The sequence below is a fragment of the Paenibacillus sp. FSL H3-0329 genome, from assembly GCF_037963285.1.
Classification (GTDB): Bacteria; Bacillota; Bacilli; order Paenibacillales; family Paenibacillaceae; genus Paenibacillus_AQ; species Paenibacillus_AQ odorifer.
This window is the reverse complement of sequence record NZ_CP150150.1, coordinates 1,619,935-1,641,288: the sequence shown is the minus strand read 5'-3', so window position 1 is coordinate 1,641,288 and position 21,354 is coordinate 1,619,935. Positions and strand designations below refer to the sequence as shown.

The window sequence follows — 21,354 nt, the reverse complement described above, 5'->3', positions numbered from 1 at the left end:
CGTACTTGGCCAACTACCGTGCGCACGAGTAGATTGTCGAACAGTATAACGACACTCCCTTCTAAAAGTTTAAAAAACAGGTGATTTTTTAAAATAATAGTATCCTTGCGCTGCCAATATGACATTTGTTCGATGTGTCTACTACGACAAAAAAACCTCCAACCCCGTATATGCGGCTTCGGAAGTTATTCATTAACCTGCATTTCGCAGTTACTCTAAGTACAGAATCCCAAAATCACAGCTTCTATGAAATTCTGGTTTGTTCGAATGAACTTTGCTCCATGTTCCAAAGTGCGGATAAACCGTTTCATCGCCGCACTTGTAAAAGTTTCCTCTTATCCTTTTTCCCGGCACTGCCCGAAAATCCGAAAAATAAGATTGTACCCATGCCCATGAGATCGAAAAGCTTAATTCCCAATACGCTTCCCCTTTATCATTAATCTGATCCGTGGTGGATAGGACTTGGAAAAGTGCTGGATTGATAGTGATTGGGAAGCGATCATACCGATCCGCTCCTATCTGCAAGAGAATTGCGCCATTCGCATTAAATTCGAAATTCATATAGCGCTGGTCCGAATCCGGAGTAGGCTGAAAAAAGAACTCGATGCAGCTATCCTTATACACAGGATCATTCATGTTTCTATATGTTCGTATTGGATTCTGTTCGTAAACCTTAAACTGAAGCTTCAGATCCTCCTGACTGTAATTTAATCTTGCTGTAACGACCGGGTTATATCCTTTAAGCCATTGATACTGTTTAATGATCTGGAAATCTTCTGTAACTGAAACATCCGTCTGATTTATCAGGCGGGAAATCACTAAGGTTTCTAATTTTCTTTCCATGGTTCATTCCCTTCGGTTGGAAATCCCACTAGGCTAACACAGCAAAACAACCCTATTAATTAACTTGATTATTTAGACCCGCGACTTACCGGTTTTCCAATACGCAGTCTCGATCCCCGAAATCTCGCACGGCCGTCTGCCGTTACCTGTATTGGCGGATGATGGAACTGCACACTCTATATCCCCTCGGGCGCATCCCCCACTTCCCGATCGATGGTCAGATCCCCCCGTATCCGTTCTCCTGCAATGCGGCGAAATAGGCGTCGAAATCTACCTTCACCTCGCCGAATGGAACCTCCCGGAATATGGCTCCGGAGCTTACTAGCCCTGCAATCCGTTGATGATCCAGCGGGTGGTACCCGACGGCACCGTATACATCCCTCAGTTCGACTGACTGATGTCGGCTGCCGTACTTTGCATGGGTGTGGACAATTTATTCCTCAGCAGGTGTACACCATGCACCGGTTCATCCCCTGTTACCATCACCATGTTGGTCAACCCTTATTTCGCGCAAGGTAACGTAATTCCTTCATGGATCGCCCGGTCGGCTAAGAGAGCGATCTCCATCGCCCGGCAGGCTTCCTCCATTGCCGGTATAGGGGGCAAGTTGTTCTCCAGCATGGACAGGAAATAGTCCAGCTGGGCACCCGTAGGCTTTACGGAGAAGTCCATATTGATCTGCCGGACCGCTCCTTTCTGGTAGTCTTCGACCTCGATCAGATTCCCCAGATGCTGATCCTCTCGCGGTCGTTCGTTCTTGTATATGATGCGAATCCGGCCTGCCGGTCCGATAAATTCCTTCCGGTTATCAGTCGGAAGCCCCTTGCCCCACCCTGTCTCAAAGTAGCCGATGGAGCCGTCCGACAGACGGAGGGTCATGAGTCCGTAATTGTAAGTATACGGCGGGACTTCTTCGTAGAGACGCTGCCCGATCCCATTGACGCTTACTACGTCCGCCCCTGTAGCCCAACGCATCACATCGATATAATGGACGCCGCAATCCACGATCGGCGAGACGTCCCGGAGCAGGGATAAGTGGGAAGCCCAATTTTTGGAGGGCTTCAATTGGGATAGCCGGATGACCAAAGGGAAGCCGATGGCGCCCTCCCGGATCATCTTCATAACCGCCTGGTACGTAGTGTTATGGCGAAGGATGTGACCGATCAGCACCTTGGTTTTAGCTCCACGGGCCAGCTTCATGAATTCCTGTGTTTCCCGTGCATTGCCCGCCATCGGCTTCTCGCATAGGATATGCTTCCCTGCAGCGAGACAATCTTTTGCGATCCCCAGATGGGAGGACGGGTACGTGGCGATAATGACCAGATCCACATCATCACGCTCTATCAAGACCCGGTAATCCGTGCTCCAACACTCAGCTCCGTATTGGCTTGCCACTAAGGAGGCCCTGTCCCGGTTCCAATCCGCCACGCCGATCAACCGGACCCGCACCTGTCGTGATATCGCGTCCAAGTGGAGAGAGCCCATATAACCGCAGCCTATCACGACCGCCCCGTACCTTTTCATGATGCATCCATCCTATCCTTCTCACTCGCGGAGGTTATTTTATGTTGATCCAAGCTCCTTGTTGGGAGAAACCGAAGTCTCCTTACAACGTCTAGTCTTCTTGGGCATTGATGATTTACCATTCTTCATGCATATACTTCTCTTACATTTGTACAATACCGGGCTACTACAGAATAACCTGCATCTTGTTATGATACCTTGTCACCTTTATTATATAAGAATGATAGATATTTTTATTTAGCAAAGAAAGTTACTTTTTGCACGATTCCGTTATTCCTTCTAATTCTATGTAGGGGAAGGGCTCGGTTCATAGGTTCTTTCTTCTATCGCTTGCCGCAAGGTCTGCCATTTTTGTACGATGTATGCGGAACTTCAACCCTATAGATCGCCAATGCTGGGCACACATAAAAAAGCAACTCCCTTTTTGCAAGTCGCTTTTAAAACACTCTATAGTGAATCTTAAGTTATTATCTAATATCCTCACCGCTTCGCCTTATAAAACTCATGATACAGCTTCAGAGCCAAGGATATCGATAAGTGTAATTTCATTACCTTCCTTGTCTGTCCCAATCGGATCGTGCAGAGATACGTCTTTACGTGTTTTCTTGAGCGAACGCAGGTGCAACAGGATTTCGTTTTCAATACAACGAGCAGCAAATGTGGCTAGTTTGGTTCCTTTGTTCGGACGATAGCTCTCGATGGCTTTAATCAAGCCAATGGTTCCATGGAGATTAAGTCCTCCATGTCTTCTCCGGCATTATCGAATTTTTGAGGTTGTGGACACGATACGATGTCAAAATCCACTTTCTTGATAGAAAAGCGTTGATAGAAGTATGAAGGTCTTACCGGATGGATGGCTCTTTTTTTGTTATTCATTGTCCTTTTTTTAATAGTCACTTCGTTTTCTTAAATTTTCACTTGATATCAACAACTTAACAGTTGAAAGACATGATATTTAACATAGTTTGAGCATGTTTACAGTCACATCCGGGAAAGAATTAGCTGTGTTACGATATATCTTATTACTCTAGAGGAGTATTAATAATGTCAACAACTTGCAAAAGAGGTGTGTAATTGAAACTTCCAACAATCCAATTCGGACATATTAAATCGAGAGTTCCTGTTATTCAAGGTGGAATGGGTGTAGGCATATCCTTAAGTGGACTAGCCGCTGCTGTAGCTAATGCAGGCGGGATCGGCACCATCTCTGGTACAGGGATCACTCCTGATGAGCTGAGAATGCATATTCGCAAAACAAGAGAACTCTCTAAAGGAAATGGCTACATCGGTGTGAATGTACTATTCGCAGTGAAGGACTTTGCCGAAAAAATGAAGATTGCTTTGGAGGAAAAGGTTGACTTTATTATTTCCGGAGCCGGAATTTCTAGAGATATTTATGCTTGGGGTAAAGAATATGGTACTCCTGTCGTAACTATTGTTTCATCCGCCAAATTAGCCCGAATTTCCGAAAGACTTGGTGCCTCCGCAGTCGTTGTGGAAGGGTTCGAAGCTGGAGGCCATTTAGGTACAGACAGATCCATGTTTGATATCCTTCCTGAAGTCTTAGAGGCCGTTTCGATTCCTGTTATTGCTGCGGGTGGAATTCTAACAGGGGATGATATCGCAAAAGCCCTTCGGATCGGCGCATCTGGTGTTCAAATGGGTACCCGTTTTGTGGCTAGCCTTGAGTGTGATGCTCCCTTAGCCTTCAAGCAAAAGTACGTAGATGCTCAGCAAGGAGATACTGTCCTAATCAAGTCTACTGTGGGTCTAGAAGGTAGAGCGATTCGGAATGAATTTACGGACCGGATCAGTAATGATGCCAAATTAAAGATAGTCAAATGCTATAATTGTCTAAAGGTTTGTTCACATCGCTTCTGTACAATGGAATCCCTGCTCACTTCCCTTAGAGGAGATGTTAAGAACGGATTGGTTTTTGCTGGGTCCAGAGTTCATGAGATTAAAGAGATTTTGTCCGTACAGCAGATTATCGACAATTTAATGGATGAGTATCAAGGGGCACTGAACCCGACAACTTAAGGTTGTTATAAGATTCAAAAGCACGATTAACCACTTAAGCAAGCTTGGGATTTCCGAGCATAAGTGGTTTTTCATTTCGCTTGATACTCAAATTTAGTTATATTTAATAAGCTTTTGTGTTGTATTTAACTAAAGATTTCCGTACCTTTCTTTTTAATTGCAACAACAGCTAAATATCTTCACAGCCAAAATGCAATATGCCCAATACCCAGGATAATCGCAAAAGATGACTGGATATATGTACTCTTCAGAGCACCACTTAACAATTTGCCCTCTCCCTTTCTCATGTATTTTTATGAGTTGGTTTAATACAAAAATTCGCTGAACTATATCTTCTCTAAAAAATTCTAATATGGTCCTTGAAGCTTTCTATGTATGCCGGTTAACGGATACTACCTTGTGATTATGAGTTTACCGCTTAGCCTATAAAACTCATGATACAGCTTCATCAGCGCTCTCTTCTCTATCCTCGAAACATAACTCCGCGAGATCCCCAGCTCTTTGGCAATCTCCCGCTGTGTCCGCTCTTCTCCACCTGTATCCAATCCAAACCGCCCAACCACAACTTCTTTTTCCCGGTCATCCAGAATATCAAGGTTACGATATATCTTACTCTTTTCGATCTTCAGATCGACTTCTTTAATGACATCATCAGCTTCGGAGCCAAGGATATCGATAAGTGTAATTTCATTACCTTCTTTGTCCGTCCCAATTGGATCATGCAGGGATACGTCTTTACGTGTTTTCTTGAGCGAACGCAGGTGCATCAGAATTTCCATCTAAATGTCATTAGTGCGCATATTTTAAAACGTAAATATTTCGACTGAATCTTCGTAGACCCTGATTTCTCTAACGACTTGACGAATCAAATCACGTTTCTCTTCAAAAGTAAGTTCTGCCTGACCTTTAGATAAGTAATGTTGAACAGCTTCCATCAAGACATGAATGTTGTACTCTGTATTTTGAGCTGAATTTAACATATGGCTCAATTCAATCAATTGAGCATTTAGACCTTCTTCTTTCTGCGTAAGCTCCTTCAATTCTTGACGAATATCTTCTTCAGCAATACCATCTTCACTAACAGCAAAGAGTTTAATTAGCTTCTTTCGTGCGTTTTTGGTTTTCCCAATTTCCTTTTCAATCCTCATAATCTCAGCAGTTTCAAAAGGCTCCTTGGTCTTCTCTTCCTGCAAAGCTGCAGCGATTTCATCGGGATTGTTTAACCAGGTTGTCACTTGGTCCCAAACCTGTTCTTCTATCAGGTGAGCCTTAATTCTTCGTCCACATCCCTTTGATTTGGCTCCTGCAGTGTTCTTAATGTCTGTATATTCCGGTACTTTCTTTCCCCAATTGTTTGACAATCGTCCCGTCATGGTATTGCCGCAGTCCCCACATCTTAACAAACCGCTCAATAAATATGGGTGTTTGCTTTTTTGAGCCCATCTCCTTCTAGACTCCGATAATAATATTTGTGCATGTTCGAATTGAGCCTCGTCTATAAGTGGAGGACAAGGAAGAAGAATCCATTCGTCTTTAGGTCTCTCTTTCATAGGAATCTTTTCTTCATCGTTCCTGTGCTTATTCCCTAACATGCCTTCTGTATTCCAGCGATTTTGATAAAATTCACCGATATAGGCTCGGTTCATAATGATTTGTCTTACTACTTGGCGATGCCACATCGAAGCCCCTCTTTTTGTGGGTACTCCTTTACTGGTTAAGTATAAGGCTATACCATTCAGTCCTTGAACAATTGTATTGGGTTGTGTAAACAAATCAAATATTAGTCTGACTATAGCAGCCTCATCTTCATCAACAAGAAACTGTTCTGATTCCTTATCATAACTGTAGCCGTAAACTTGAAAATCACGCAGCACTCTTCCTTGCCTTGCTTTTTCTTTTCTCCCTCGGCTCATACGTTCTGTTATCTTTGACTTCTCAAACTCCGCTATAGCTCCACGCATAGAATAAAACAAATTTCCTTCAGGAGTTTTAGCATATTCACCATTAACAAAAACAAGTTCTATCCCTCGCCGGTCAAATTCATCAGTTATGATCAGTTGGTTCATTAACTTTCGAGACAATCTATCCGGGTCAAGACAAATAATCTTATTAATAATTCCTTCTCGAATATCATCCCGTAATTTGGTTAATGCCGGTCTATCCAAAAATTCACCTGATACCCCATCGTCCACATATTCCTTTACCTTATTCGTTCCCGCTTTCTGACGGCATTGACGAATTTGATCGTTCAGGCTGAACCCGTGCTTCGCCTGCTCCTCCGTACTCACTCTGGCATATACAGCTATCACTTTTCTCCCTCCTGAACTTCTCTAGAAGGTAATCATAACAGGCATTACGTGCTCTGTCATTGGAATCGCCTACCACAAGTTTCACATTCACCCGGCATCCCCTCCTTGTAGAAGGATATGCGTGTACTGCTTGGACACTTGTTAAATAAAAATGACCTTGAACATATGCTTGATGTTCAAGGTCACAACTACTTTTAAACCGATCTTCAACTCATTCACTTAAAGAAATAATATGAATCTTTCGACATTTCCAAGCTTCTATTCATCTTTTACTTTTTTTAGAAATCTGTCGATACTGTATTTGATTTGTTCCTTTACACTCCCTCCTAATCACATATTCCCATATAAGAATGTAGATTTGCTGCATGCATCGTTCAAGTATACTTCGCATTTAATATTTCCAGATAACCAGCTTAAGGTTATTGAAAACCCAAATATATGTTATACCAAACCGCTAACATAAATGGTGTCAGCCGAAGATGTCTAACTTCTTGCCTGAAACAATCGGGATTGCTGCTATCTTCGATAATTTCTTTTTCCTCTGTATCAATCTCTAGCGATTCGTATTTGACCTTGTAATTATAATTTATGTGAACCGAATAACAATCCGGGTCAATAACAGCTGTTTTATGAATTCTTTTCATCACATCAAATAACTCAATTCCATTAAATTCAATTTCCTTAGCATTCCAACCATCTATATCATAGTAATCATTGCAACATACAAATATAGGTAATCTCAACCCATTGTATTCCACTAATTTTATACGAAATGGTAACGCATTAAGCCCCTCATATCCACATTCTGCAGAAAAGCTGCATTTATAACCATAACCAAACAATGTGGTATTAAAGTCCTTAATAAATCGGAGTATCTGGTGGTTTAATTCGTCCTCACTCAAAGAAGCAAGATTGGACGCTTGCTCACATAAGAAACTCCACTCATCTTGTTTGATCCGAGGGAATGGCTTATAGTGATAGGGATATTGATCTAGAAGCGACACCCTTGCTTTTTGTTCCGATAATAAAGTCAATTTTCCGGCATTTTTTCCAGTAACCCAGTATTCGAGAATCGAACATATGCTTTTTTTATCTCGTTTTGAGCAAAGAACATAGAGTTCCGTAATATCATTCCCCATCAATTTCTCGATACTATTCAGTGATACTAACTGTGAAATGTTATGTTTTGTAAGTCCAATAAGACAGGATGATTCTTTCTTAACATCCACAAAATATATATTGCTAACTTTAGCGTATAAATTTTCTGGTTCAATTGGGAGTATTTTAGCAAGATCTTCCGGCATAAATAATTCAAAAGTTTCCAATGAATCTGGACGCATGTTGAGTTCGCTACAAAGTGAATTAATATCCAGCTTTTCAAGTAGTTTCGGATGTAATTTCGATAAAGAACTCAGTACATCTTTAGTATTTTCTTGACCATATAGTAACGATAAATCAACTACATGATCCCAGTCCTGGAATAACTCATGCTTTCTTAGAGATGAATAATAACTATAATTCAACTCTTTGATTTTCAATGAAAGATAGTATCCTTTTTCAACTTCAAATGAATTTGCATGTTGAATCAATTCATTTAGTCTGCGATCAAATGGTACAATGCTGTTGAAATATTGCTTAATAAAGAATTGCGAAATAAGGTAATGTGGTTCGCTCCACTTTGGGATTAACTTCATGACCTCAATTAAATCAGAAATCCCATTTTGAAAGTTGAAATTATGCAGACTATACTCTTTACTATCAACTATACATTTATTAGGTTCCTTAAATTCGAGACCCATTCTAAGGTTACCAATGATCTGCAGTAAAGTGCTGAGTTCTTGTGTTGTGTTTATCGTATCTTTCTTATTTAACTCACCAAGCGACTCTAATGCAATCCATTTTTTATATTCTGACAACTCTGAAACAGGTTGAGCATAATGTTCAAACAAGTAATAAAATGCAGTTATTTTTTCCTTATAAGTTTGTTGTCTAATGTAATAATCTTCATGGTTATTAGCTTTTTTAGAATTATAATTAATTTCAAAATTATATTTAAAAGCCTTAGGTTCCTTAATTCCACGCTCATAAAAATATATCGTATACTCATATGTTACACAACGTTGCCCATCATACGGGTTATCTACTGGTGCCCGACAATAAACTAAAAATGCATACTCCCAGTTCAATATTTCCCAATTTCTATCAAAAATACTTTTTTCGTCGAAAGACTTAATTGTTCTTATCATTCTAGTCTGAGTCTTAACGATAGGAAATGATTGGTTACCAACTCTAATTTCACTTTTACTCAATAGGTAATTAATTGACTTAGCATTTTTATCAGTGTTAAATTTATACATAAAATTAAACATAAATTGAATCAGGTATGAATATGAGTAAGGATTTTCCAATATATGATACAGTGTATTTTCATTAAAAACAGACTCATTCTGAATCATTTCTGATAAGTCTCGTACAATAAAAGACTCAATCAAACTTGGATCACGCAAACCTTTTCTATCCACACCCACGTATTTGTTAGGGACGCTTATGAAAAATGCAGAGTGCGACTCACCTTCTGTTAATTCATATGTAGAAAAGTAACGAAATTTTTCACTTTCCAAGTATTTACTTGAGTCTTTATTAATTCTTTGTGGAACAAGATATGAAATACCACTATCTAGTGAATCAAATGAGGTAAACACTAAGTATTCTTTTCCATCTACTTGGAGAGAACAACTATCTTTGGAATACGAGAATAAATAATTTTGTTTAATACCTGTATTCAATTGTACCGTTAAAGAAATTTTCTTTATGCCTCGATTCGCAGCTTTTCTCAAAGCAAAGAAGAATTCGATTATATTTACATAATCACCTTTCTTGATTAATAACATCTCGAAATCAGTATGAATTGCATTAAATAAAGTATCTTCTAGTAATTTAAGTTGTATTGTAGTCGAAGTTTTATTCTCATTTGTAGACTCCACTTTAAATCTTTCGGGATTAATTGCGAGATATGTTTCTTTTAGAGAATTGGTTTTTCGTTCAATGCAAATATCGTACTTATTGGTTCCGTTAGTGCTTTGTAATACAATTTCATCGGTATGATAAAATACACCAAACTTAGCTCCGATGCCAAATCGTCCTTCATGTAGCCCCTTCTCTTTTTGACTCTTACCTAAATACAAGTATTTCAGTAAACTATAATTGTCAAAACCTAGTTCGTTATAGGATAAAGATATGATGTTATACTGGGTTTCTTTGGAGAACGCTACTTCTATTTCTATTGTTTCATTTCCATACTTGCAGTCAAACGCATTTTGCAATAGTTCTTTTATTATAGAACGCTGACTGTATTCGCCGCGTACAGCTTGCTTCGTCGAATCAATAACGGAATAGACATCCAAAAACTCTTTACTGAATGTATCCCCATCTAGCAAGAGACTTTGGGTATAACTACTCAATTTTTCATCAAGTTCCGGCGATTCTTTCTTGTTTAAATCCAATGTATTCATCTCAAATAAATCCATTAGAAGCACCCAACTTAGACTTCCAGGATCAGGGCTTATATATTGTTTATACAAACCTTTTAATTCTTCTTGCCATGTCATATTACTCATTCCGCCTTTCATTCCAACCAGTAATAAACTCGGAAAGATTCATGCTAATATATCGATTTTTGAGTAAATGTTTATAGATATTAATCAGAGTTGCTGAAAGAAATATGCTATTATCCTCTATGTTAACTAGAAGCTCACCTAATTTTTTGAAATTCACATTATTGTTCTCGCAAATTTTTCCACATTCCAGTTGAAAGCTTTTAAGTTCATCTTGAATTTGCTTCACTTCTGAATAAAGTTTGGTCATTTCTTCATTTGGATTAGGAACAATTTTTTTTGCCAGATCCTTAAGAGTAATGGGTACTATGTTTTCTAGTTCGTCTTTATAAAAAATCGCATTATCAGTCTTAATTTTTCTTTGGAGCCCAACGGCTTCAACAAACTCTGATATTGTCATTTCATTATCTAAAAACATTTGACATAAGTTATCGTTACCTAACACCACAGCTAATGATTTTAAGTACTGATTTTGCATGTGACTCATTATTTCAACAAAGGTTACTTGTGAATCGGAATCCCTTGTTTTAATAATTTCTTGATAAAAAAGTTGGCATTGAAAAGTATAATCTTCATTGACTCCAAGAACTTCTTCAATGTAAGCGTACATCGCTTCTAGTGAAATATCCCAATCCACATTACATTTCTTCTCAATATCAAGAAATGTTTTAACGAAAGCAAATCGCAAAGCGACTACATTAATGTCATTGCTAATGATATCAATAATTGTATTCTTGGATGGAATGGTGTCCAAAATACTCCAAACTAATTTTGTCACACAAAGATTAATAAATGCACTGTCAAGCGCAGCATATTCCACATTATTAGGCTGCTCTTCACAAAAGTAAACCATATGCAAGTCATAATGATCTTGACCAGTAATACGATCAATTCTACCAAATCGTTGTTCTATATCAGCGGGCGTAAACGGTAATTCATAGTTAACAATGTGATTAAAAGTGGGTAAGTTTAGGCCCACCGTCGCTAACTTATCTATGATTACAAGAAACCTGACATATTCATATTCACCAAGATTGGTTTTCATCGTGCCAATTCTGGCGAGAACTTGCTTTCGTTCTCCAATCTCATGTGTATCCCCTGTCATGCCAAGTACTCCGTCTTTACCAAATTCCTTTCGAAGGGCAGCACAAATATATTCCACTGTAGCCTTTCGGGTACAGAATATAACTGCCTTCTCATTACTTTTCACTTTATCTTTTAGGTATATAAGACATTCACTCAACTTAGGGTCAATATCTATACTATTACGGAAAACCAATTGATGAATATTCCCGATAGCTTGGTAATAACCAAACCCATAATATCCTTTTAAGTGTTCCGTAATGGCTTTCCAATTTTCATGATTAATATTGTATGTCAGTCTATGAATGACCCTGTTTTTAAAATAATGGGCATCAGAGTCAATTTGTTCTCCTACAACATTTGCTTTACATAGACGAATTATTTCTTTAAAATTTCGAGAAAACGGATTTTGGGGATCGAGAGATAATAACTTTAAGCCAAGATATTCCTTGGAATTATCAAGCGTTGGCAAAACCCTTCCTTTCTCTTTTTCCTTTTTCAATAGAGTGGCAACAAGCTCTAACTCAGTTTCTAATTCATCTATTGCATTTTTTATAGGTGTCGCACTTAAAAAAAGAACCTTTTTTGCAGAATAGTTTTTCCTGATAGTCTGGAAACGAGAAGATGAGGTTCCTTTAAATTCGTGAGCCTCATCAATAACAATTAGATCCCACCATGAATCACTTGATTGTTCAGTCACCTCATTTTCCTGTGCTAATCTATTTAACCCTTCATTCGGCCTAGACGCTTTCGTACTTGCATCTGAACCTGTAATAAGTAGATTAGCTATACGAGGGTCACAGCTAAAAAGAGAACCCTTGATTCCCTCAACAATCTTAAAATCAAATCCAAATTTTTGTAAAAGTTCACTGTACCAATTGTATGTAATGCTTTTAGGACAAATTATCAATATTCTTGCTTTAGGGTTATCTTTAATGATGTTCCAAATAGCTAGTCCAGTTTGAATTGTTTTCCCTGAACCAACCTCATCAAATATATATGCAAAGCCGTTTCTCTCCAATCTTGTTATTACGGCATATTGCAGAGGCATTAATTCAATTTCTGATAAGGGCATAAGTGTACTTCCAGTTCGCATAAGTTCCTCCTACGCAGATAATTTCGAGTTCATTTACGTGGTGGAAGCTTAGTCACTCATTTAAAAGGTCTTCCACCACTTTTACTGAAACTCTGGTATCTTAGTTATTTTCACTCCAATTAATTCACGTATTCCCGCACAAAATTTTTCTTCAGACAGGGTCAATCCTTTAGTCGGCTCTCCCTCGCTTAGTTCTCCGTTCACCCCATAAAAATACAGATCGCTTTTCTGTTGAAAAGAACTCCAAGGATTCCCCATCTGATATTGACGAATTTTAGCTTCACTTTCATCAGGATACACTAGAACTCCTGGAACAGTATTGCCCGGACTAGAAAAGGCATCCATATACGCATGAATTTGATAAAGGTCATTTCGCTCCAAACCGGTTGGCTTGGATAGACTTGCAAACGTATGCTTATATTTAGCGTCCACGACGGCAAGTACTTGTTTTGATAAGGGATTCCTCAATAAAATATCCGGCTTCAAGGCTGCTAATTTGTGCCCATCCATGTTTTGAAACAGGTGCCCAGATGCCTCTCTCTCCCGCCCTGTATGGACAACTTCAACTCCTGCTACAGTAGTTTTTAACAAATGGTACACATATAATTCCCAAATCTCAGCCATATCTAGCAAGGTTCCTGTTATCTCTTGGGTTCCTGTCGAAGTAGCACCGATCGATTTCTGATGTAATATCTTCAACGATAATTCTACGACTGAACGATATGACTCCAGGATCGCAGTATATTTTATCTGAGGTAGTTTATTTGCCGCAGTGAAGTTCGATAAGCTGCTTGCTGATGTTTGAAGTAGAAGCCCGATAATCTCCCTTCCTTTATCAGAAAGCCAAGTGCGGTCATCACCATGACCCAGCTCTTTCTTAATTTGGCGGTAAGCTTTGCTGAGAACATTGGAAATAGTAGGATGAATGACTTTGGTTCTAGATAAACTCACGAGACGATTTGTCCCTTTCCCTACCTCAAGTGCGGTTTCCATTACTTTCATACGACCGCGCAGTGAAGGCAGTTTCAAAGTTTCCTCTATGCGGGTATAAGGTAGACCGTGCTTGCTTCCACGCATAAGCTGATCACCCCAAATTCGAGCAATCAGCTCCCACAACCACATGTTAGATCCACGATAAGATCCATTGCTCTGAATCATACGCACTCCCCAAATCTTACTGATCCAGCGATGGAATGAGCTTTCATAACGAGGTATGATTCGCAGCGTTCTCCCCTTGTAGCTGATCTCCCCCACATAACGTCCCGCATACCATTGTCCATTGCGGAATTCGATAATTGGCTCTTCATCTGCTATTTTCCCAGTAAGACGAAAGGTGAAACGTTCTTTGTCCAAATTACAGCATAAATCCTGTATCCATAGCTTCTCATCGTTATGTCTCAGCTTGATCTCAGATAAATCTTTCGCAATAATCTCTATATTTCCCTGTGAAGTTCTCATACTTGCCCTTTTAGAAATATGTCTTTCGCCTGTTGCATTAACAACTTTCTTTCGTATGCATCTGCTCCAGACAGATATTGCTCCAATAATGGAGCTAGCGAATAATTCCACAACCCAGAAATTGGTCCACGACCCTGCCCTTTTCGATTCCATAAAACCTGCTGAACTCCGGGTTGAGAATAAATGTACTTCTGTGCAAAAGAAACAACATCGCTGAAATAAGTATGACCAATGACGTAGAGTGGTCCCATGAGTTCATGATTAGCTATTAATGTATTTATCCGGACACACCGATCTGCGAGTTCTTCAAACTCCTCCTCTACTCGGCTCCATTGTCGGGGTTTACCATACTTTTGCGGCCATCGTTCCCATTTAGTTTTCACCAAGGATATTAAGTCTTCACGTTCAAACCCCCGGAAAAACCATAAAAATCTGCGGCGAAGTGCAAAATCAACTTGTTCCAACGATTGGTCAATCAGATTCATGGTCCCAATTATATAAAGATTGTCAGGTACGGCAAGCGAAAATGAGTTCCCATCCTGTCCAGCTAGCAGCACTTCACTTTCCCGATCTTCCAGCAAGGAGAAACACTCCCCCAGCACCCTACTTAAATCCGCACGGTTCATCTCATCCAGAATGAAGACAAAAGGCAGGCCTTTACCTATTCCGTTTTCCGCTGCCTTCACATCTTCAAGGACTTGCATGAATACACCATTTTTGTAAACGGTCCGATTCTGTTCAAGCTGCATTCCTCGAATGAAATCTTCATAACCATAACCGGGATGGAATTGTACACGCCGAACCCTCTGCTGCAACAGTTCATCTATGTTATTCTGATTCTTAAAAAACTTACCCGCTCCCCACTGACGCAATGTCTCCTGCCGAATAAAACGCTCTGCTAATTCTTTCGCTTCATGGGTTTTCCCGGTTCCTGGAGGCCCATATATAACAATTTGCTTTTTGATTTCTAAACCTTGAATCGGAAGCACATCTGTTTCATGATCACCATAATCCCAACACTCCATGAGAGGACTTCGATAAAAATCAAGATCCGGTTCACAGAGAATTTCACTTAATTGTTTTCTAATTGCTAGGATACGCTCATCTACATCTACAGGGATAGAATCCTCATCCAGCATATCCAAGAAAGCCTCGACTATTTGTTGTTTATGACTAGCACTCGCCATTCGCTCATACAGGTCAGGATAAAACAGATGCAAAAGAATATGGCGGGAGAGTGGATTCCCTTCTTCCTTAAGTTTATCTAACAAACCGCGAACTTTTAGATGATCTGCTGCAAGCTCTTTCCTCTCTTCTTCTGACATTTGCAGCATAGTATCAGCAAATATTGCTATGTATCGTATCTCATTATAGCGTCTTGTATTGTAGGCTATTCCCGGTCCACCGATACCATGTTCAAGAGCAGTTAGAGCATTATTCTGATCATCAAGTAATAGGTTCGCAAAAGAGGCTATTGTCTTAAGCAGTTCTTTCTTCCTGCGATAGCTTATGCTGGATGGGAAAAGCAGATACAGGTAGACCAGTTCACAAGCGAGCTGCACAACCTCTGATTTCTGGCCACTAAGTTGTCCCTTCAATTTCGTTTCGAATGCTTCTGTTGATTCATCGGTATTATCAATGAAACAAGCTCTAAATGCGTTCAAATTATCAGTAGTCCATATCTTTTCCGATGGCCAGAGCAAAGATGACCCATCCATAAGACTTTTTTCTTTCCATTCATTCGCGTAGCGATAGACATCTGAAGTATCCCATTCTTTAAATCTTGCCATGATTTTTAATCCTCTCAAATTTTGTAATTTCATTAATTCAAACCATTCATTTCAATCACACAAATGCCTTAATTCTCGATCTCTAAATAACTCTTATATAATTTCCTTAAAATGTCTCTGAAGTGACTGAATAACAACCACCCCACCGGCCTTATGCAATGGTTCATTCTGACGCTCACATTGGAAGAGCTGGACACAAGACGGGCAGCCATTAGAACATCTACAGCTTGTCATCATTAGTTCAGCCTTTTTCAACAGCACGTTAAACTTTTCAGCAACAACCTCTACGATCCCTGATCCCCCTCCGACTTGGCTATCATATATAAATAAACCTGGCATCCCGAACAAAGTTGAACTCGAGTGAAATGAGACATGTTGAAAGTCAGCAGCGCTGCATTTCACAATAGCTGGAATTGCTGCGGCTAGAGCATGTTCAGCTGCATGTATACTTCCATCGAGAAGCTCCTCGAATGTAAGATCTGATACTGTTTGTATGCCCGCTAAAAGATTTCTAAGCTGACTTTTACCTTGTTCATCCCACAGCAACCATAGTGCATCTGTTTGAAACGAAACAGGGTAGGTATTGGTTAGCTGTACCGTTTCTGATGGTTTTTCATTGTGTGTGTATATTTTCTTGTAGCCGAATGTGTTTCGTTTTACAATTATATTCCCAATGTTCGCTTTCAACTCATTACCAACTAATATGAGCTTAGTAATATCACTCACTTCGATACTATCCCGTACAATACCTCGTGTAAGATAGTCCGATCTCACCTGTTCCACTAGAACCTTCCGCTGCCTCTTATCGATCCACTTTACCTTGTAATAACTTCGGTTATCTGATCCCAAAAAGATCGCATCTACATGATAATCCCTTATCAAGGAACGAGTATCTACATTCTGAAACAATATTGTTTCGTTCCATCCACTCTTACTCACGACGGTGTATGTTTCACCCATCGCAATCAATGGCAGATACTTTGGAGACTCACCCATATACATAAGTTTTCCTTCAGCCTGTTGCCATTGCTCGTCAACCTCAGCTAATACCTTCCGAAGGACGCTGGCACGAACGTAATTAATTGCATTGTAGATCGTCCCTCCTTGCTCATGCGCTGCATAAACAAGATGTTCCCTTAATATTTTTGGATTGTTAATGTTAATAGCAGCAGATTCCGGTATCTGCTGGAAGAATTCTAGCGGATTACGGGCATAATATTGTTGTAATGGCTCCTCCTGTAACATCATCACAACTAAACCATCTCCGCCTCTGCCTACTCGACCTGCTTGTTGCCAGAAGGAGGCATGAGATCCAGGGTAACCAAGCATGATGCATAGATCCAGACAATCCACATCAATCCCTACCTCCAAGGCCTTAGTAGCGACAACGCCTAATATTTCACCTTGTTGTAGCTTCTTTATAGTTTGTTCCTTGATTTCTTGAGGTAAATTAGCATGATACGGAAGAAATAAGTCCTGACCTTCTTTCAATTCTATTGATCCGGACTCATTAAGGTGTGTTCTTAGAATCATATTGAGTTCTCTACTTAAAAGCTGAGATTTTTGACGATTACTAGAGAAAATAATACTTCTCGGCCATTGCCCATTTCTGTAAACCGTTTTTAGGATCTCATAAAGATCGGATGCAACTGCTCTTCTTTTATGCTCTATATCTATAAGACCAGGGTTCCATAGAACAATATCCTTTTTATTAATCGGTGCGTTGCTTTCCATAACTTCATGGAACCCTTGTATCCCCCTCTTACCTGTTAATTCCTCAACCAAATATTTAGGATTGGCTATAGTAGCAGAACATGCAATGAATTGAATCTCCCGATTGCCTAATCTTTCACATAACATTCTTAAGCGGCGAATGACCATAGCCACTTTTGAACCAATCATACCGGAGTAATGATGCAGCTCATCTATTACGATATAACGGAGATTCGTTAAGAATCTAATTAACTGCGAAGCCTTTCCTGTCTGTGCTCCTATGCTTTGAAGAATGGGATGCAAATAATGAACATTGGTTAGCCAATAGCGTCCCTGTTCAAATACCAAATTGGAGGCCTGGTCCTTCCTCATATGCTGAGGAATATTACGTTGACCGAAAAGAAGGCCAGCAGGCACTTCTGTTCCATGGACCTTAAGCTTAGAGAAACCAGCCATTTTGAAGTTGCTTACATTTTCTTCTTCCAAATCTGCCCACTGTTGTAAATGAGCAAATTGATCCTCGACCAAGGCCTTAAATGGCGATAAATAGAGCGCGCAAGCATTTAGATCAGCTACGAGTTTTTCCATAATTGGAATGTTATATGACAACGATTTACCAGATGCCGTCTTTGTGCAAATAACTACATTCCGTCCTTGTCTTATCGCTTCGACTGCTTCACCCTGATGCTTATAGAGCTTATTAATTCCCATTGTTTCAAGCTTACTACGCATCCAACTCTCCATTGGTATATGCTCATCGTACATGCCTTGTATCTCATCAGTTTCATGGACAAATACATCCGCTCGAAGGCGTTTGCTCAGTTCTACTAATTGTCCGGCAAGGAGACTGCTATGAAATGTCTCTTGAAGTGGTAGCCTTCTATCTAGAAGCAAATCCATTTCTTCCGTCATAAGCAAACTGCTCATTATGGGACTTCCATCTTCAATGCAAAAAATGCCTTCTTCTTGTTCGCTATCGCTCTCATATTCAGCTTCAAGGGATTGCCAATCGGTGATGTGGACACCATTCGCTCGTTGCTGAATTCCCCGACGATAGCCTCTAGGGTCAGCTTTATAGCTGATCTGTACAAAATCGCCATAGGGTTTAACTGCTCCACAAGATGAACATATCAGAGGCATTTCTTAATCGTTCCTCTCGATTAAAGATTTCAGGAGTATCTTTGCTCCAGGTTTAAATAGTTCAACATTGTACTTACCGGGGAGCTGAACACAACTTGGACATCCTTCACTACAAGGGCAGCTCTCCATAAGCTCAAGTGCCTTACGCATTACCTTAGGCGTGTTCTCATATATTGCCTCGATCGTTCCAAGCCCAGATCCATTTTCTCCATAGAACCCGATAACCGGTCGATTAGCAAAAGCAGACATTCCGCTTGCAGAGAAACCTGTAAAATCATTAGCATCACAAATGATCATATCCGGAATTACCGACGTCATAGCATGCTGGGCGGCATGAAGTGAAGCTTCTTTCAACATCTCGGTAGTTCGATGTTCACTTGCCCATTCCTGGATATTCTCTTTTAGCAGCAGCCAATCTGAATCTGTAATGGTTAGCCACGTTCCTTCTGGAGCAAATTTCGTTACAGATGGATGAGTTAGAGCCACTTGTTCTGAATCACTCTTTTGCCCAAAGAACAGTTTTCTATAGCCAAATACACTTCTCTTAATCTCTAACTCACCATAAGCCATATGAAGCTCTTCAAAATCATGTCTCTGGTACGTCTGTATAATATCGATAGTATCTCTATAAGAAGATTGAGTATGATAAGTTAGCTCCTGGATAGGCAAAAGAATAATCTCACCTTTCCGGCGATTAATAGAATCCACTCGGTATGCTCGATCCCCTGGTGTCCAGTAGATGGCTCCTTCATGAAAATCTCGCATAGCGCTCCATTCATCCAACCCATCCACAACTGCATAATTCTGCCCACGAATAGAAACACTATAACTCTGACCTGAGATTGAACGGAGACTAAACTTCTTATCTACAACCGCTTCTTCTGTTCCTTCTGCTGCAACTGCGGTCTGCAAGACGGATTGAATAAATTCCTCATGTAGGTTCGGAAACATACTTTTCAGATCTATTTCCGTTAAATCCCGCCCAAGTTCTTCTTGGAGTAAAGGTAAATGAAGCGCCAATAGCTTATAATTAGTCGGATTAATTCTTACAACTTCAGGCGCTTTATGCAGAAATTCATGCGGATTACGCATGTAATATTGCTGAAGCGGATCATCCTGCCAGATGAGTATGGCAACACCCTCACCTTTCCGCCCTACACGTCCGATCTGCTGTGAGAATGCCGCCTTCGAACCAGGATATCCAACCAAGACAGCCAGACTCAAATCACCAATATCAATCCCTACTTCAAGTGCATTCGTAGTAATAACGACGTGGATGTCGTGGGATTTCAGACGTTCGATAATTCGTTTCCGAGTCTCATTAGGCAATATTCCCGTGTAAAAGGCAGCTAGTTTTTCTCCTTCGACACGTTCCTTTGGCAAGCGAAGAGGCTGTCTTAAAACGTCTTTAATATATTTGGTAAACACCATCGTCTGACTCCGGGAGGGCTGAAAGATAATACTCTTAATTACTTTCTGATTGACTGTCATAGCTTGCTTAGCAATCGTAATTGCATCCGTTGAGGGTGCACGTCTAACCTGCTCACCAGCTGATATCCCTGGATTCCATAGAACGATCTCTTTGCGCTGATGAGCTGAACCATCCGTATCAATGAGTACAAACTCTTTAAGACCTGTTAGATCCTGAGCCAATTTCACCGGATTATCTATAGTAGCCGAACTGGTTATGATCTGAATGTTTCGGGTATTTCCTAGCTCACGGCAAACCTTAAGCAATCGGCGTAGTACAAGTGCAACATGGGACCCAAACGTACCGCGATACAAATGCATCTCGTCCAACACTATGAATTTGAGATTTCTGAGATAATTTCGGATATGCTGACCAGAAGTATATTTCAACACTTGCACCTGACCAAGGATAGAATGATGAATCATATCCGGGTTGCTCATCCATATCTGTGCTTGTTCCATGATCCGCTGCCTTGGCCCATTTTCGGTATCCCCATCCAGTCGACCTACATGAATGATACGTTCGCCCAACTTCAATGGGGTCTCAAACCAATCATCCAAGGATGGTTGAGCAGATGGGTTTATTTCGCCAAACCGTTTGAGCTGATCCAACTGATCATTAGCTAAGGCTTTGGTTGGGAACAGGTACAAAGCTTTATCTTCCGGGTGTTCATAAAGATAACTAAGAATAGGTAAGTTGTATGACAAGGTCTTTCCGGAAGAAGTAGAAGTAACTAACACCACATTAGATTTTGCATGGACCGCTTCTGCTGCTTCCCTCTGATGATCATAAAGTTGATTTATGCCCATTCGGCTCAAAGCTTCCCGTATCGGCTGCGGTGTGAAATCTGGAATTTCTGCATAAATAGCTTCTTTTGCCGGTAACGTATGTACGTAGATCTCTGCATCCTCAACATCGGCTAATGCTTTTAGCTTCTCCAGAACTTCATGAGCGGAGAACTCACTACTGCTCACACCCGGAATCCGAGAATCTTCACACAACGGAATTTCAGCTTTTTCCAGATGGACAACGGCCTGACATTCCGGGCAGTAGACTCCTTCCAGATGATTTTTATAGATTTCCATTATGGGTGACCAATCTGAACATTGGATTCCAGTGGGGGTATACTCTAATCTCCGCTGCTCTCCAACCTGACTAATTCTATGAGATATTTGAACAGCCTTAAGCATACTTGAACATACTGAACATTTCAGAAACGCCATTTCTACTCCGCCTCCATCCATTCATCTTACCGCCTGTTTCCATTAGACCA

11 protein-coding genes and 2 pseudogenes are annotated in these 21,354 nt (G+C 40.3%); 1 reads left to right on the top strand and 12 read right to left on the bottom strand.

Annotated features, from left to right (window positions below; all coding sequences use genetic code 11):
* Positions 1-210 precede the first annotated feature (210 nt).
* The 4 genes and pseudogenes from NSQ66_RS07105 to NSQ66_RS07090 form a co-directional block, all read right to left on the bottom strand.
* Positions 211-843 (bottom strand): carbohydrate-binding family 9-like protein, encoded by a 633-nt coding sequence (locus NSQ66_RS07105; RefSeq protein WP_076098916.1) that lies wholly within the window; start codon positions 841-843, stop codon positions 211-213.
* Between the two features lie 501 nt (positions 844-1,344).
* A complete protein-coding gene (locus NSQ66_RS07100) occupies positions 1,345-1,959 on the bottom strand; it encodes a Gfo/Idh/MocA family oxidoreductase (RefSeq protein WP_249267684.1) in 615 nt (204 codons plus the stop codon).
* A gap of 256 nt (positions 1,960-2,215) precedes the next feature.
* Complete coding sequence (locus NSQ66_RS07095) at positions 2,216-2,374, bottom strand: hypothetical protein (protein ID WP_248547758.1); 159 nt, start codon at positions 2,372-2,374, stop codon at positions 2,216-2,218.
* Positions 2,375-2,878: 504 nt separating this feature from the next.
* Positions 2,879-3,138: pseudogene (locus tag NSQ66_RS07090) on the bottom strand (sigma factor); the annotation flags it as partial.
* A 303-nt stretch (positions 3,139-3,441) separates the two neighbouring features.
* On the opposite strand from NSQ66_RS07090, the gene NSQ66_RS07085 reads away from it, so the two are divergent.
* Complete coding sequence (locus NSQ66_RS07085) at positions 3,442-4,407, top strand: nitronate monooxygenase (RefSeq protein ID WP_076098918.1); 966 nt, start codon at positions 3,442-3,444, stop codon at positions 4,405-4,407.
* 392 nt (positions 4,408-4,799) lie between these two features.
* On the opposite strand, the pseudogene NSQ66_RS07080 reads toward NSQ66_RS07085, so the two are convergent.
* The 8 genes and pseudogenes from NSQ66_RS07080 to NSQ66_RS07045 all read right to left on the bottom strand — a co-directional run.
* Positions 4,800-5,183 (bottom strand): annotated as a pseudogene (locus tag NSQ66_RS07080) (sigma-70 family RNA polymerase sigma factor); the annotation flags it as partial.
* A 27-nt stretch (positions 5,184-5,210) separates the two neighbouring features.
* On the bottom strand, positions 5,211-6,716 hold the full coding sequence (locus tag NSQ66_RS07075; protein WP_081388048.1) for a recombinase family protein: 1,506 nt from the start codon (positions 6,714-6,716) through the stop codon (positions 5,211-5,213).
* A 419-nt stretch (positions 6,717-7,135) separates the two neighbouring features.
* On the bottom strand, positions 7,136-10,324 hold the full coding sequence (locus tag NSQ66_RS07070) for an ATP-binding protein (RefSeq protein ID WP_076141163.1): 3,189 nt from the start codon (positions 10,322-10,324) through the stop codon (positions 7,136-7,138).
* Position 10,325: 1 nt separating this feature from the next.
* Positions 10,326-12,509, bottom strand: a complete 2,184-nt coding sequence (locus NSQ66_RS07065; protein ID WP_076141162.1) for a DEAD/DEAH box helicase — start codon at positions 12,507-12,509, stop codon at positions 10,326-10,328.
* Between the two features lie 81 nt (positions 12,510-12,590).
* A complete protein-coding gene (locus NSQ66_RS07060; protein ID WP_076141161.1) occupies positions 12,591-13,967 on the bottom strand; it encodes a hypothetical protein in 1,377 nt (458 codons plus the stop codon).
* Positions 13,964-15,757 (bottom strand): AAA family ATPase, encoded by a 1,794-nt coding sequence (locus NSQ66_RS07055; protein ID WP_076141160.1) that lies wholly within the window; start codon positions 15,755-15,757, stop codon positions 13,964-13,966. The genes NSQ66_RS07060 and NSQ66_RS07055 overlap by 4 nt, the downstream gene beginning before the upstream one ends.
* Before the next feature lie 93 nt (positions 15,758-15,850).
* Positions 15,851-18,610, bottom strand: a complete 2,760-nt coding sequence (locus NSQ66_RS07050) for a DEAD/DEAH box helicase (protein ID WP_076141159.1) — start codon at positions 18,608-18,610, stop codon at positions 15,851-15,853.
* A 3-nt stretch (positions 18,611-18,613) separates the two neighbouring features.
* Positions 18,614-21,166, bottom strand: coding sequence for a DEAD/DEAH box helicase (locus NSQ66_RS07045; RefSeq protein ID WP_339279636.1), 2,553 nt, complete (start codon positions 21,164-21,166; stop codon positions 18,614-18,616).
* Positions 21,167-21,354: the final 188 nt, after the last annotated feature.

What these genes read in the sequence shown, in the direction of transcription:
- NSQ66_RS07105 (WP_076098916.1), bottom strand. Translation starts at nt 843, where the DNA reads ATGGAAAGAAAATTAGAAACCTTAGTGATTTCCCGCCTGATAAATCAG.
- NSQ66_RS07100 (WP_249267684.1), bottom strand. Translation starts at nt 1,959, where the DNA reads ATGATCCGGGAGGGCGCCATCGGCTTCCCTTTGGTCATCCGGCTATCC.
- NSQ66_RS07095 (WP_248547758.1), bottom strand. Translation starts at nt 2,374, where the DNA reads ATGCATCATGAAAAGGTACGGGGCGGTCGTGATAGGCTGCGGTTATAT.
- NSQ66_RS07070 (WP_076141163.1), bottom strand. Translation starts at nt 10,324, where the DNA reads ATGACATGGCAAGAAGAATTAAAAGGTTTGTATAAACAATATATAAGC.
- NSQ66_RS07065 (WP_076141162.1), bottom strand. Translation starts at nt 12,509, where the DNA reads ATGCGAACTGGAAGTACACTTATGCCCTTATCAGAAATTGAATTAATG.
- NSQ66_RS07060 (WP_076141161.1), bottom strand. Translation starts at nt 13,967, where the DNA reads ATGAGAACTTCACAGGGAAATATAGAGATTATTGCGAAAGATTTATCT.
- NSQ66_RS07055 (WP_076141160.1), bottom strand. Translation starts at nt 15,757, where the DNA reads ATGGCAAGATTTAAAGAATGGGATACTTCAGATGTCTATCGCTACGCG.
- NSQ66_RS07050 (WP_076141159.1), bottom strand. Translation starts at nt 18,610, where the DNA reads ATGCCTCTGATATGTTCATCTTGTGGAGCAGTTAAACCCTATGGCGAT.
- NSQ66_RS07045 (WP_339279636.1), bottom strand. Translation starts at nt 21,166, where the DNA reads ATGGAAATCTATAAAAATCATCTGGAAGGAGTCTACTGCCCGGAATGT.